This window comes from Streptomyces sp. NPDC002776 (genome assembly GCF_053592195.1).
Map to the genome: position 1 here is coordinate 49,563 of NZ_JBSFVG010000005.1, position 13,557 is coordinate 63,119.

The window sequence follows — 13,557 nt, forward strand, 5'->3', positions numbered from 1 at the left end:
TCCCCCCGTGGCGGGCGCGTTCCCCCGTTCTGGGGAAGGATCGGCCCGCAGACCCTCCCGTCACCCTAAAGCTGCGACTCTGCCCCCATGGCGCAATGCGAACAACTCACCACCCCCGTAGACGCGGTCGTCTCGCGGATGCGCGCCCTGGACGCGGCCCTGCCCGCCCGGGACGGCGTGGCCGTCTTCAACCGTGTCTACCTGGCGGTGACCGAGGCGGTGGACCGGCGGATCGACGCGGGCCACTTCGCGGATCCGGGGGCCGCGATCACGCTGGACGTGCGGTTCGCGGAGCACTATCTCGCGGCGGTCGGCACGGTCGCCGACGAGCGCCGCCCGCCCGCCTGCTGGCGGCCGCTGTTCCAGTTCCGCCGCCATCCCGGCGTACGACCGCTGCAGTTCGCGCTGGCGGGCATCAATGCGCACATCGGTCACGATCTTGCGCTCGCCGTCGTGGACGCCTGTCGTACCCTCGGCTGCGAACCCACCGATCTGGAGGACGAGTTCGATCGGGTGGGCGATCTCCTCGTCTCGCTGGAGGAGCGCATCCGCGAGGATCTGATGCCGGGCCCGGACCTGCTCCAGATCGCCGATCCGCTGACGCATCTGCTCGGCTCGTGGAGCCTGGAGCGGGCCCGGGACGCCACCTGGTCGGCGGCCCGGGCGCTGTGGGCGCTGCGCCGACTCCCCGAGCTGGCCGGGGAGTTCACCGAGCGGCTGGACGCGGCGGTGGGGTTCGCGGGCCGCATGCTGCTCACCCCCCTGCCGGACTGACCCCGGGCGGTCAGTCCTCCGGCAGGTCAGTCCTCCGGCAGCTCCACCGGGGCGATCTCGTCGTACACGTCGCCGGGCCCGGGGTTGGTGGCGTCGGTCTCGCCGCCGAAGTGGTGCATGACGCCCCACACCGCGTTCAGCGCGGTCTGGATCGCTCCCTCGGCCCAGCCGGCCGTCCAGGAGATGTCGTCACCGGCGAGGAAGATGCCCCGCTTGTCCTCGGGCAGCCGGTCCTGCATGAAGTGCGTGAACAGGCGCCGCTGGTAGCGGTAGTGGCCGGGCAGGTTGGCCTTGAACGCGCCCATGAAGTAGGGCTCGTTCTCCCAGGACACGGTCACCGGGTTGCCGATGATGTGCTTGCGGATGTCGACCTTGGGGTAGATCTCGCCGAGCGACTTCAGCATGACCTCCATCCGCTCGTTCGCGGACAGCGGCAGCCACTTCAGGCTGTCGTCGCACCAGGTGTAGGAGAGGCAGATGACGGCCGGCTTGTCCGGGCCGTCGTCGAGCAGGTACGTCCCGCGCGTCATCCGGTCGGTGAGCGTCATCGACATGACGTCCCGGCCCGTCTCCTCGTCCTTGTCCAGCCAGAACGGCCGGTCCACAGGCACGAACAGCTTGGAGCTCTCCATGTAGTGGGTGCGCTCGATGGCGGTCCAGTGGTCGATCGGGAAGAGCGAGTCGTCGCAGGCGATCTTGGAGAGCAGCATCCAGGACTGCGCGGTGAAGATCGCGGCCTGGTAGGTGCGGATGTCGCCGTTGGCGTCGGTCACCGTGATCCGGTTGCCCGCGGTGCGGTTGAGGCGGGTCACCGCCGGGCGGGGCGCGCCGTTGTCGTGCAGGCTCGCCAGCGAGGTGCCGTAGGGCCAGTGCACGATCTTCTCCGGCTCGCGCTCCCACAGGCGCAGGGGCAGCTGCTGGGAGCCGCCGACGATGCCGCGGTGGTGGTCGTCGGCCTCGGTGTAGACGACGCGCAGGATCTCCAGGATGGAGTTGGGGAAGTCGGTGTCCCAGCCGCCGGTGCCGAAGCCGACCTGGCCGAAGATCTCGCGGTGCCGGAAGGACTTGAAGGCCTCCGACTCGCAGAGGAAGCCGTAGAAGGTCTGGTTGTCGAGCTTCTCGACGAGCTGCGCCCAGATCTCGCGGATGCGCGGGACGTCCCGCTCGCGCATCGCGCGGTTCATGTCGGAGAAGTCGGCGCCCTCTTCGAGGCACTTGTTCCAGGCCGCGGCGACGTCCCGGTACACCTGGGGCAGGTCGTCGACGGTCTCGGCGTAGTGCGACTCGCCCTTGAGGTCGACCACCGTCGAAGGGGTGGACTCGGCCAGGGGGTTGGGGAAGGGCCGGGTCTCCAGGCCCACCAGGTCGATGTAGTGCTGGAGGGCGGTGGAGGAGGGCGGGAAGCGCATCGCGCCCATCTCGGCCGTGAGGCCTTCCGTGCCCGGGCCGTCGAAGCCGACGGTGCGCAGCCGGCCACCGATCTGGTCGGCCTCGTAGACGACGGGCTTCAGGCCCATCTTCATCAGCTCGTAGGCGGCCACGATGCCGGACAGACCGCCGCCGATCACCGCGACCTCGGTGCCGTGCTCGGTCGCGGGTATCTGGCCGAGGCCCGCGGGGTGGGCGAGGAAGTCGTCGTACGCGTACGGGAAGTCCGGCCCGAACATGGTGATCGGCGGCTGCTGCTCGTCGGCGTGCTGGACGGCGGTGGGCACCGTGGACGTCATGGGGTACGGACTCCTTGCGAAAGCTGAGAAAGCTGGGAGGGGGAGGTTCAGACGAGGGACCCGTAGAGGCCGGGGCGGCGGTCCTTCAGGTACGGGTTGGCCTCGCGGGCGGCGGCGAGGAACGCGGGGTCGGTGTCGGCGAACACCAGCTCCTCACCGCGTCCGGCGCGGGCGCGGGCGACACCGTCGGGACCGGCCAGGGCGGAGAGGCCGATGAACTCGAACTCCCCTTCCTGCCCGGCCCGGTTGACGTAGGCGACGTACATCTGGTTCTCGAAGGCGCGCACCGGGATCATCGACTCGGCGACGAACTGGAAGGGGTGCATCTGCGCCGTGGGCACCACCAGCAGGTCGGTGCCGGCCAGGGCGTGGGCGCGCACGTTCTCCGGGAACTCGACGTCGTAGCAGATCAGGATGCCGACGCGCAGGCCGTTGAGCTCCGCCTGCACCACCTGCCGCTCCCCCGGCGTGAAGTGGTCGCGCTCGAAGCAGCCGAAGAGGTGGGTCTTGCGGTAGTTGGCCTGCCGGGTGCCGTCGGCGGAGATCAGCTGCGCGGAGTTGTACACGGTCTCGCCGTCCCGCTCGGGGTAGCCGTAGGCGAGGGCGAGACCGTGCCGCGAGGCGATCTCCGCGACGGCGTCCGCGCTGTCCCCGTCGGCGGGCTCGGCGAGCCGCGCGATGTCCTCGCCGATCGCGTACCCGGTCAGGAACATCTCCGGCGTGATGAGCAGCCCGGCGCCCGCCGCGGCGGCACGGCCCGCGGCCTCGTCGAGCACCTTGAGGTTCTCGACGACCGAGCCGGGACGGCCGGAGCTCTGGAGCAGGGCGGTGCGCATGCGTGATCCTCACCGGGCGGAAGGGGGTTCAAGGGGTCCTCTAGACGGTACGGTCGCCGCGCTCGGCCGGACAAGCAGGAGCCGTTGCGCGCTCGTGAGCGGAACGTTGCGTGCTCCGGGCCGGGCGCGGCGATTCGTTGCGCGGCCTCCGGTCAGCGCCGGGCCTTGGCGGCCGCCCCTCGGATCAGCGCCCCCACCAGGTACGGCAGCGCGAACAGGGCGAACACCGTGCCGTGGGAGGCGTGGTCACCGGCCGCCGCGTAGGCGCCGTACACCAGGACCGTCAGCAGTTCCGTGCCCAGGCCCGCGACGGACGTGAGGGTGGCTCGGCCGCCCTCCTCGATGCGGTGCTGGAGGCGGGCGTCGGCGAGGACGGTCGCCAGCTGGAAGCCCGCGAAGGCCACGGCGATCAGCGCGAGGCCGGCCGGGGTGCGGGTGAGCGCGCCGAGCGCCAGGGCCAGGGCGGAGGCCGCGATCAACCAGGTGAAGCCGGTCGTGCCGAGCCGTTCGGCGGGGCCCGCCAGCAGGCTGACGGCGGTGACCGCGGCCCAGATCAGCAGCAGGGCGTAGGGCACGAACCCGTCGGGCACGCCGGTCTCGCGGACCAGCAGCGGTGAGTACTCGTCCAGGGCACTCCACACGCAGGCCACGGCCGGGACGAGCAGCAGCGCGCCGCGCAGCGAGCGGTCCCGGCGGGCGGTGGTGAGGCCGGTGCGCAGGGTCGCCGCCCAGCCCTCGCCGTCGCTGGACCGGGCCGGGTCCTCCGGGAACCGGCTCGCCGTCAGCGCGGCCAGCAGACAGACGGCGACGCTGGCCGCGCCCACGGCCTGGTAGCCGCCGAGCGCGAACACCGGACCGGCCGCCGCCATGGCGGCCATGACGCCCAGCAGCCCCGCCGCCCGGGCCCGGCCCATGACGCGCGCGTAGCGGTCGGCGGCGCCGAGCCGGTCCAGTTCGTCGTAGACCAGGGCCTCCAGCGCACCGGAGCCCAGCGCTCCGCTGATGCCCCACAGGACGAAGCCGGCCGCGAAGGCCCAGTACGAGGGGACGAGCACCCACAGGGCGAAGCCGGCCGCGCTGAGCAGCGGGCCCAGCCACAGCAGCGCCCGGCGGGAGACGGCGTCGGCCCAGGCGCCGGAGGGCACCTCCAGGACGACGCCGGTGAGCGACCACAGGGCGAACAGCGAGGAGATCTGCCACAGCGACAGCCCGCTGTCGGCGAAGAGCAGGGCGTACAGCGGGTAGAGCAGGACGAGATCGTCGAGGAACGCGTAACCGTACAGCGTGCGAGTGAGCCGGCGAAGGCTGCCGGTGGCGGGCACGCGCGCGGGTGAAAGTGTCATGAGGCCTTCCCTGAGGGGCGGATCGGACGCGGGGTACGGCGTCCGAGGCGGCCCTCGGGAGGCACGACGGGTTATGGATCAATGTCGCCAGGTCATGGCTCGATAGTAGGCCGGTCCGGTCCTCCCGTGCACGGAGATTTCCGGGAGGGACGCCACCGCCGCACCACAGGCCGCGGAAGGGCGCCCCGGCTAGGTGGGCGAGCCCGAGGAGAAGCGCCTCAGCAGTGGTGACAGCACCAGCACCGACTTGGTCCGCTCCACGAACGGCTCCCCGGCGATCCGCTCCAGCACCCGCTCGAAGTGGCGCATGTCGGAGGCGAAGACCTGCACGACCGCGTCCGCGTCACCCGTGACGGTGGACGCGGCCACGACCTCCTGATAGCGCTCGAGCCCTCGCCGGATGGTGTCCGGCGAGGTGTTGTGCCGGCAGTAGATCTCGACGAACCCCTCGGTCTCCCAGCCGAGCGCCGACGGGTCCACCCGCACCGTGAATCCGGTGATGGCTCCGGTGGCGCGCAGCCGGTCCACGCGCCGCTTCACGGCGGGCGCGGACAAGCCGACGAGCTGCCCGATGTCCGCGTAGGAGCGACGGGCGTCCTCGGCGAGGGCGTGCACGATGCGTTCGTCGAGATCGTTCAGCACTGCGGGTGGTTCACTTCACTTCTGACACGGCAAGACGGGACCGGCGGTAGCCGTACAGGAAGTAGAACACGAGACCGGCCGCCATCCAGCACCCGAAGACCACCCAGGTCACGGTGTCGAGGCTGAACATGTTGTACGCGCAGAACGCGAAGCCCAGGACGGGGAACACCGGACCGAACGGCACCTTGAAGGTCCGCTCCAGCTCCGGGCGCCGGTAGCGCAGCACGATCACCGCGATGTTGACCAGCGCGAAGGCGAACAGCGTGCCGATGCTGGTGGCGTCGACGAGCTTGCCGAGCGGGATCAGCGCGGCGAGGACACCGCAGAACAGCGAGACAAGGACCGTGTTCAGACGAGGGGTGCCGGTCTTGCGGTCCACCTTGCCGAGCGCCTTGGGCACCAGGCCGTCGCGGGACATCGCGAAGAGGATGCGGGTCTGGCCGTACAGCACGGTGAGGACCACCGACGCGATGGAGATGACCGCGCCGAGCGCGAGCAGGGTGCCCCAGTAGGACTGGCCGCTGACGTCGTTCATGATCGCCGCGAGGGAGGCCTCGGAGCCCTCGAACTTGGTCCAGTTCCAGGCGCCGACGGCGACGGCGGCGACCAGGACGTACAGCGCGGTGACGATGATCAGCGAGAGCATGATCGCGCGCGGCAGGTCCTTCTTGGGGTTCTTGGCCTCCTCACCGGCGGTGGAGGCGGCGTCGAAGCCGATGTAGGAGAAGAACAGGGTGGCACCGGCGGCGCTGACGCCCGCCATGCCGAGCGGCATGAAGTCCTCGTAGTTGCCGGACTTGAAGCCGATGAAGCCGACCGCGCAGAACAGCACCAGTGCGGCGATCTTCACCGCGACCATGATCGTGTTGGCGCGGGCCGACTCCCGGACGCCACCGAGCAGGAAGACCATCGCCAGCACGACGACGAGCAGCCCGGGCAGGTTGATGATGCCGCCCTCGCCGGGCGCCGAGGAGAGCGCGGAGGGGATGGTGACGCCGATCGTGCCGTCGAGGAGCTCGTTGAGGTACTCGCCCCAGCCGACCGCGACGGCGGCCACGGAGACGCCGTACTCCAGCACCAGACACCAGCCGCAGACCCAGGCGACGAGTTCGCCCATCGTTGCGTACGCATACGAGTACGAGGATCCGGCGACCGGGATGCTGCCCGCGAGCTCCGCGTAGGACAGGGCCGAGAACAGTGCCGTGAGACCCGCTATGACGAAGGCCAGGGTGACGGCGGGACCGGCCTCGGGGACGGCGTCGCCGAGGACGACGAAGATGCCGGTGCCGAGGGTGGCACCGATGCTGATCATGGTGAGCTGCCACAGGCCCAGGGAGCGCCGCAGCGAACCTCCCTCGCCCTGGCCACCCTCCTCGACCAGGGCTTCCACGGGCTTGCGTCGCATCAGGCGCGCGCCGAGCCCCGGGGACGCGGGGGCGGTCTGGCTTGGGTCGTGCGGGGGTGCGCCTTGGTCGAGCACGCGCTGGCTCCTTCATCGCTGCCGGTCAGGGCGGCAGGGACAGGCGGTACCCCTTCGAAGCAGGGACCCACCGAGCGGGGTCCCCGCCACGCCACGTACGAGGCGACAGCCTATGAGGTGGGGCGTTGCTGATGAAATGCAGCAACCTTGCGCATACCCGCATGATCATTGCGTACTTCCGGCCTGGGTGGGTGTTCGTTGCACGGCGGCTTTCGACCGTTGCGCGATGACCTTCGCCGGGGCCTTTTGACGGGAGTTTTCGGGGGGCACGCAGAACGGCCCCCGCTGTTCCCGGGCGGGGAACGACGGGGGCCGTACGTGAGGCAGGGGCAGTCAGCTCCAGCTGGCGTGCAGCGGCTTGCCCTCGGCGTAGCCGGCGGCGCTCTGGACGCCGACGACGGCCTTCTCGGCGAACTCCTCCAGGGAGCCGGCACCGGCGTAGGTGCAGGAGGAGCGGACGCCCGCGATGATCGAGTCGATCAGGTCCTCCACGCCCGGACGGGCCGGGTCGAGGAACATCCGCGAGGTGGAGATGCCCTCCTCGAACAGCGCCTTGCGGGCCCGGTCGTAGGCCGACTCCTCCGACGTACGGTTGCGCACCGCGCGCGCGGAGGCCATGCCGAAGGACTCCTTGTAGGCGCGTCCCTGGGCGTCGTGCTGGAGGTCGCCCGGGGACTCGTAGGTGCCCGCGAACCAGGAGCCGACCATGACGTTGGACGCACCGGCCGCGAGGGCCATCGCCACGTCGCGCGGGTGCCGGACGCCGCCGTCGGCCCACACGTGCTTGCCGTACTTCTTCGCCTCGGCGGCGCACTCCAGCACCGCGGAGAACTGCGGCCGGCCGACGCCGGTCATCATGCGGGTGGTGCACATGGCACCGGGTCCGACGCCGACCTTGATGATGTCGGCACCGGCCTCGATGAGATCGCGGACGCCCTCGGCGGCGACGATGTTGCCGGCCACGATCGGCACCTGCGGGTCGAGTGCGCGCACCAGCTTGACCGCGCTGATCATCGACTCCTGGTGGCCGTGCGCGGTGTCGATGACGAGCGTGTCCACGCCCGCGTCGAGCAGCTGCTTGGCCTTGCCCGCCACATCGCCGTTGATGCCCACGGCGGCGGCGATGCGCAGCTTGCCGTCGGCGTCCACGGCCGGGGTGTAGAGGGTGGCCCGCAGGGCGCCCTTGCGCGTCAGGATGCCCGCCAGCTTGCCCTCCGCGTCGACGGCGGGGGCGTAGCGGCGGTTGTGGTGGTCGAGGGTGTTGAAGGCCTCGCGCGGGTCGATGTCGGCGTCGAGCAGCAGCAGGTCGCGGGACATGACGACCTCGAGCTGGGTGAAGCGGTCCACGCCGCTCAGGTCGGCGTCGGTGACCACGCCGACCGGCCTGAAGTCGTCGTCGACGACGACCCCGGCGTTGTGCGCGCGCTTGGGCAGCAGGGAGAGGGCGTCGGCGACCGTCTGGTGCGGGGCCAGCACGATGGGGGTGTCGAGGACCAGGTGACGGCTCTTGACCCAGGTGACGACCTCGGTGACGACGTCGATCGGGATGTCCTGCGGGATGACCACCAGACCGCCGCGCCGGGCCATCGTCTCCGCCATGCGGCGGCCGGCGATGGCGGTCATGTTGGCGACGACGAGCGGAATCGTGGTGCCCGTGCCGTCGGGGGCGCTGAGGTCCACCGCCTGCCGGGAACCGACCGCGGAGCGGCTCGGCACCATGAAGACGTCGTCGTACGTCAGGTCGTACGGGGGCTGGATGTCATTGAGGAAACGCACGTGCTGCACATCCCAGTCGATCAGAGGTGGCCCCCGGACAGGTCAGCCAGGGGGAAAGAGCACGTACTTCATTCTCCCATGACGACCGGTACGCCATACACGGTCTGTTCATCCAGGCTGGTCAGAGGCGCTTAGGAGGATCCTCCAAGGACGAGCGCCACGGTGACGGCCGAGCCGGTCGAGAAAACCTCACGGGCGGTCGCCCACTCCTCGGGGCGCGCCTCGGCGTACGGCTCCCAGTTCCGTACGAGGACCATGGCCGGGCCCTCGGGCCACAGGCCGGGATCGGACAGGACGTCGGCCAGCGCGTCCCAGTTGCGGCCGAAGTAGTCCGGCAGTCCCAGGTCCCGCAGGCACCGGTCCATCAGGCCCGCCTTGTCGGTGACCCCGGTGAGGTCCAGCGTGGCCAGCACTTCCGCCATCTCAGTACCGTCCGGAACGAGTCGTGGTGATCATCGGCCACGGCGGGGACGGACCGCGGCGGCATTCCGTCGCCGCGGCCACGGCCATCCCCTCCTGACCTTCCGTCAGATTCCGTCCGGATCAGACCTGTTGAGCGCGGGCTTGGGCGTCGGCCCGGCCGTCATCAGCACGTCCGCCGCCGAGGTGTCGGTCACCAGGCTGGTGACGAGCCCCGACCGCAGCACGGCGTCGATCGCGGACGCCTTGCGCGACCCGCCCGCTATGGCGACCACCTCGGGGATACGGCGGAGCTGGTCGGCCTTGACGGTGATGCACCGCTCGCCCAGGTCCCGCCCGACCCGGCGGCCATCGGCGTCGAAGAGGTGCGCCGACATCTCGGCGGCGACTCCGAGCGAGGCGTAGTGCGCCCGCTCCTGGTCGCTGAGCATGTCGTGCACCGTGGAGATGCCCGGCTCCCAGGAACCGATGGAGACACAGGCGACCGTGACCTTGTCGAAGTACTCGAAGGCCCGGGCGATCCCGGTCTGGTTGCGCAGCGCCGCCGCGGTGGCCGCGTCCGGCAGCAGCATCGGCGCGTAGATCGGGTGCGCGTCGCCGCCCGAGACCTGGGCCGCCCGGCGCACCGCCTCCACCGAGCCGCGCTCGGCGGTCCCGGCGTCGTACACGCCGGTCAGCTGCACCACGGTGCACGGCGGCAGCCGGTCGAGCGCGGCCGCCATGTGGATGGTGGAGCGGCCCCAGGCCAGGCCCAGGACATCACCTTCGTTCACCAGTTCGCCGAGCAGATCGGCCGCCACTTCTCCCAGGTTCTCCGGGTCGGGAGAGTCCTGGGCCTCCGCCGGCGACTCGACCACGACGGCGTGCCTGAGGCCGTAGCGGGCCCGCAGCGCGTCCGAGCGCTCGGCGTCCAGCTCGGCGGGGACGCGGATCTCGATACGCACGAGATCCCTTTCGAGGGCGGTCTCCAGGACCCGGGCCACCTTGAAGCGGCTGACGCCGAACTCCTCGGCGATCTGGATCTTGGACTTCCCCTCGAGGTAGAAGCGGCGGGCCATGGCCGCCGCCTGCACCAGCTCAGCGGGTCCCATCCGCATGGCTGACCGGCCCGCCGACATACCCGACACGGCGATCTCCTCACTACTGTTCACACTCTGGATTCGCCGTTCATCCTTGCAGATCCGGCGCACCGGGTCCGCCCTGATGGGCGCCGTTCACGTTCCCTTGGTTCAGTGGTCGCATGCCCAGGCCGCGGACTTGGTCACTCCTTCCGCCTGTGCCCGCAGCGCGCGGACCGCCTCGGCGGGATCCGCCGCCCCGTACACCGCGGAGCCGGCCACGAAGACGTCCGCGCCCGCCTCCGCGCACCGCTCGATCGTCGTGACCGAGACCCCGCCGTCCACCTGAAGCCACAGCTCAAGTCCGTGCTTGCTGATCAACTCGCGGGTGCGGCGAATCTTGGGGAGCATGATGTCGAGGAACGCCTGTCCCCCGAAACCGGGTTCGACCGTCATGATCAGCAACATGTCGAGCTCGGGGAGCAGGTCCTCGTACGGCTCGATGGGCGTCGCGGGCTTCAGCGCCATGGAGGCTCGCGCACCCTTGGCCCGGATCTCGCGGGCCAGACGCACCGGAGCGGCGGCCGCCTCGACGTGGAAGGTGACCGAACCGGCCCCCGCTTCTACGTACTGGGGCGCCCATCGATCGGGGGCCTCGATCATCAGATGGCAGTCCAGCGGAGTGTCCGTCGCACGGGCCAGCGACTCTACGACCGGCACGCCGAGCGTGAGGTTCGGGACGAAATGGTTGTCCATGACGTCGACGTGGAGCCAGTCGGCTCCTTCGACCGCCTTCGCCTCGTCCGCGAGGCGGGCGAAATCGGCGGACAGGATGCTGGGGTTGATCTGCACGGCCATGACCCAACTCTGCCACGCCCCGCGGGGGATCGTCGTGGCGCCCCTTACCGGGGGCTCCAGTGCACGGCATCCTCTCGGCCCCGGGGGTGGCGATGACCGGAAAGCGCGGGATTGCGCATCGCGTCTGCGGGCGGCGGGCCAAGTGGGTCGTCCTGGTGCTGTGGCTCATCGTGCTCTTCCTTACGGCGCCGTTCGCCCAGAAGCTCACCGACGCCCAGGACAATGACGCCGCCTCCTGGCTGCCCGGCTCCGCCGAGTCCACCCAAGTCCTGCAGATGTCCGAGGACTTCAGGCCGGAGCAGATCCCCGCCATCGTCATCTACGCCCGGGACAGCGGACTCACGGCGGAGGACCGGGCCGCGATCGCGGAGGACGTGCGGGAGCTGAAGCGGCTCACCGCGCACGGGATCCGCGGCGACGAGACCCGGGGGCCCGCCTACGATCGGGAGACCGATCCGCGGGCGGCCCAGGTGTACGTGCCGATCACGATGGACGAGAAGGGCTGGGAGCAGATCTCGCCCGCGGTCGACGACATCCAGGCGGTGACCGGGGAGGGCGGCGGCGGCCTCGCCGTGCACATCACGGGCCCGGGCGGTACGTCCGCGGACTTCGCCGAGGCCTTCGAGGGCATCGACTCCACCCTGCTGCTGTCGGCGATGGCGGTCGTCATCGTGATGCTGCTGATCACCTACCGCAGCCCGACCCTGCTGGTGATCCCGCTGCTCGCCGTGATCGCCGCCCTGCTCACCGCGCAGGCGCTCATCTACTTCCTCGCGGAGCACGCGGGCCTGACCGTGAACGGCCAGAGCGCGGGCATCCTGACCGTGCTGGTCTTCGGCGCGGGGACGGACTACGCCCTGCTGCTCGTGGCCCGCTATCGCGAGGAGCTGCGCTCCCACGAGGACCGGCACGAGGCGATGGCACTGGCCCTGCACCGCGCGGGCCCCGCGGTGATCGCCTCCGGCGCCACCGTCGTGCTGAGCATGCTGGTGCTGCTGGCCGCCGAGATGAACTCCACCAGCGGCCTCGGACCGGTCGCCGCGATCGGGGTCGCGGTCGGCCTGCTCGCCATGATGACGCTGTTCCCGGCACTGCTGGTGATCTGCGGCCGGTGGATCTTCTGGCCGGTGATCCCGCACGTCGGCGCCCCCGACCCGCACGAGCGGGGCATCTGGGCCCGCATGGGCCGCCGTATCTCCGTGCGGCCGCGCATGGTGTGGGCGGTCACGGCGGCGGTCCTCGCGCTGTGCTCCCTCGGCCTGATCCAGCTGCGCGCCGAGGGCATCGGCAACGCGGACGCCTTCACCGGCACCCCGGACTCCATCACCGGCCAGCAGGTCTCCGAGCGCTACTTCCCGGCGGGCAGCGGCGATCCGCTCGTCGTCATCAGCAACCGGGACCGGGCCGAGGAGGTCGGCCAGGCGGTCGCCCGGACCCCGGGCGTGGTCCCGGAGTCCCTGGGCCTGCCACCGGGCACGAAACCGTCCTTCGAGGGCAAGGTGCTGTTCGAGGCCACCTTGTCCGACCCGGCCGACAGCGAGGCGGCCCAGCAGACGGTGGAGCGGGTCCGGGACGCCGTGCACGCGGTGCCGGACGCCGACGCCCAGGTCGGCGGCGGTACGGCGGCCCTGCTGGACATGGACCGGGCGACCACGCACGACAACCTGCTGATCATCCCGCTGGTGCTGATCGTCGTGCTGCTGATCCTGTGCGTCCTGCTGCGCGCCCTGATCGCCCCGCTGCTGCTGATCGGCACGGTGATCCTGTCCTTCGCGGCGGCCCTGGGCCTCAGCGCGCTCGCCTTCCGCCACCTCTTCCACTACGCGGGCGAGTCCACGGACTTCCCGCTGTTCGTCTTCGTCTTCCTGGTCGCCCTGGGCATCGACTACAACATCTTCCTGACCACCCGGATCCGCGAGGAGGCGGCCCGTCAGGGCACCCGGGCGGGCGTGGTGACCGGCCTCGCCGCGACGGGCGCGGTCATCACCTCGGCCGGCCTGGTCCTGGCCGGGACCTTCGCCGCCCTCGGCACGCTCCCGATGGTCGCCTTCGCGGAGATCGGCTTCGCGGTCGCGCTCGGCGTCATCCTGGACACCTTCATCGTGCGCTCGATCCTGGTCCCGGCGCTGTTCATGGACGTCGGCCCGAAGGTGTGGTGGCCGCACCGGCCGGCCAAGGAGGACGGCTCGGTCAGTCCCGCTGCGGCGGATACACCGACGGCTCGTCCAGCGGGACCTTGAGCCAGGCGATCATCTGGCGGAGCTGGTGGTAGGCGCGCAGCCGCTCCTCGTCGCTGTCCGCCTCCTCGGCGGCGGCGACGGGCTCCCACAGCCGGGGCACCATGACGGGCCCCACCTCCAGCAGCCCCCCGCTGCCGCCCGAGGCCCAGCGGGCCAGGACGTAGCGGACGAGGGCGCCGACCGGGATGTCCAGGTTCCGGGACATCCCGCGCACCGTGGCCAGCGGGTCGAGCAGGCCGTACCCCACCACGTCCGACTTGAAGGCGGCGTGCGGATCGGCCTCGGTCCACTCCCCCTTCCAGGGGCGCAGCCGTACGACGTCATGCCCGTCCTCGTCGGCCCACACATCCGGATCCTCGGTCAAGGACATCAGCCTCCCGGCACGGCTCGGTCCTCACGAGTC

Annotated in this window: 12 protein-coding genes; 2 read left to right on the forward strand and 10 right to left on the reverse strand. The window is 70.9% G+C overall.

All coding sequences use genetic code 11. The features are described 5' to 3' along the window. The first annotated feature begins 87 nt into the window (after window positions 1-87). Window positions 88-774, forward strand: a complete 687-nt coding sequence (locus tag ACWD11_RS12280) for a DUF5995 family protein (RefSeq protein WP_451282805.1) — start codon at window positions 88-90, stop codon at window positions 772-774. A gap of 26 nt (window positions 775-800) precedes the next feature. Here the strand turns inward: ACWD11_RS12280 and ACWD11_RS12285 are convergent, their stop codons facing one another. The 9 genes from ACWD11_RS12285 to rpe all read right to left on the reverse strand — a co-directional run bounded on the left by ACWD11_RS12285 (window position 801) and on the right by rpe (window position 10,914). After that, window positions 801-2,501, reverse strand: coding sequence for a flavin monoamine oxidase family protein (locus tag ACWD11_RS12285; protein WP_389420672.1), 1,701 nt, complete (start codon window positions 2,499-2,501; stop codon window positions 801-803). 47 nt (window positions 2,502-2,548) lie between these two features. Next, complete coding sequence (locus ACWD11_RS12290) at window positions 2,549-3,337, reverse strand: carbon-nitrogen hydrolase family protein (protein ID WP_451282807.1); 789 nt, start codon at window positions 3,335-3,337, stop codon at window positions 2,549-2,551. A 152-nt stretch (window positions 3,338-3,489) separates the two neighbouring features. Next, window positions 3,490-4,680 (reverse strand): MFS transporter, encoded by a 1,191-nt coding sequence (locus tag ACWD11_RS12295; protein ID WP_389420674.1) that lies wholly within the window; start codon window positions 4,678-4,680, stop codon window positions 3,490-3,492. A 189-nt stretch (window positions 4,681-4,869) separates the two neighbouring features. Next, window positions 4,870-5,322, reverse strand: coding sequence for an Lrp/AsnC family transcriptional regulator (locus ACWD11_RS12300; protein ID WP_048581051.1), 453 nt, complete (start codon window positions 5,320-5,322; stop codon window positions 4,870-4,872). 10 nt (window positions 5,323-5,332) lie between these two features. Then, the gene (locus ACWD11_RS12305) at window positions 5,333-6,802 is read right to left on the reverse strand and encodes an amino acid permease (protein WP_389420675.1); all 1,470 of its coding nucleotides are present in this window, start codon (window positions 6,800-6,802) and stop codon (window positions 5,333-5,335) included. Between the two features lie 333 nt (window positions 6,803-7,135). Further along, a complete protein-coding gene (locus tag ACWD11_RS12310; RefSeq protein ID WP_389420702.1) occupies window positions 7,136-8,578 on the reverse strand; it encodes a GuaB1 family IMP dehydrogenase-related protein in 1,443 nt (480 codons plus the stop codon). A gap of 131 nt (window positions 8,579-8,709) precedes the next feature. Then, window positions 8,710-9,000 (reverse strand): barstar family protein, encoded by a 291-nt coding sequence (locus ACWD11_RS12315; protein ID WP_389420676.1) that lies wholly within the window; start codon window positions 8,998-9,000, stop codon window positions 8,710-8,712. A gap of 105 nt (window positions 9,001-9,105) precedes the next feature. Next, complete coding sequence (locus tag ACWD11_RS12320) at window positions 9,106-10,149, reverse strand: sugar-binding transcriptional regulator (RefSeq protein ID WP_389420677.1); 1,044 nt, start codon at window positions 10,147-10,149, stop codon at window positions 9,106-9,108. A 78-nt stretch (window positions 10,150-10,227) separates the two neighbouring features. After that, window positions 10,228-10,914: a ribulose-phosphate 3-epimerase gene (gene rpe, locus ACWD11_RS12325; protein WP_451282810.1), complete on the reverse strand. Its 687-nt coding sequence runs from the start codon at window positions 10,912-10,914 to the stop codon at window positions 10,228-10,230. Between the two features lie 92 nt (window positions 10,915-11,006). Between rpe and ACWD11_RS12330 the strand changes: the two genes are divergently transcribed. Next, entirely contained in the window at window positions 11,007-13,154 is a 2,148-nt protein-coding gene (locus ACWD11_RS12330; protein ID WP_451282812.1) for an MMPL family transporter, read from the forward strand. Here ACWD11_RS12330 and ACWD11_RS12335 read toward each other — a convergent pair. Further along, window positions 13,105-13,524, reverse strand: coding sequence for a DUF6027 family protein (locus ACWD11_RS12335; RefSeq protein WP_389420680.1), 420 nt, complete (start codon window positions 13,522-13,524; stop codon window positions 13,105-13,107). The genes ACWD11_RS12330 and ACWD11_RS12335 overlap by 50 nt on opposite strands. Between the last annotated feature and the right edge of the window lie 33 nt (window positions 13,525-13,557).

Bases quoted from the DNA above. Each gene is read 5' to 3' on its own strand.
- ACWD11_RS12290 (WP_451282807.1), bottom strand. From the start codon at position 3,337: ATGCGCACCGCCCTGCTCCAGAGCTCCGGCCGTCCCGGCTCGGTCGTC.
- ACWD11_RS12335 (WP_389420680.1), bottom strand. From the start codon at position 13,524: ATGTCCTTGACCGAGGATCCGGATGTGTGGGCCGACGAGGACGGGCAT.
- ACWD11_RS12280 (WP_451282805.1), top strand. From the start codon at position 88: ATGGCGCAATGCGAACAACTCACCACCCCCGTAGACGCGGTCGTCTCG.
- ACWD11_RS12330 (WP_451282812.1), top strand. From the start codon at position 11,007: ATGACCGGAAAGCGCGGGATTGCGCATCGCGTCTGCGGGCGGCGGGCC.
- ACWD11_RS12295 (WP_389420674.1), bottom strand. From the start codon at position 4,680: ATGACACTTTCACCCGCGCGCGTGCCCGCCACCGGCAGCCTTCGCCGG.
- ACWD11_RS12285 (WP_389420672.1), bottom strand. From the start codon at position 2,501: ATGACGTCCACGGTGCCCACCGCCGTCCAGCACGCCGACGAGCAGCAG.
- ACWD11_RS12315 (WP_389420676.1), bottom strand. From the start codon at position 9,000: ATGGCGGAAGTGCTGGCCACGCTGGACCTCACCGGGGTCACCGACAAG.
- rpe (WP_451282810.1), bottom strand. From the start codon at position 10,914: ATGGCCGTGCAGATCAACCCCAGCATCCTGTCCGCCGATTTCGCCCGC.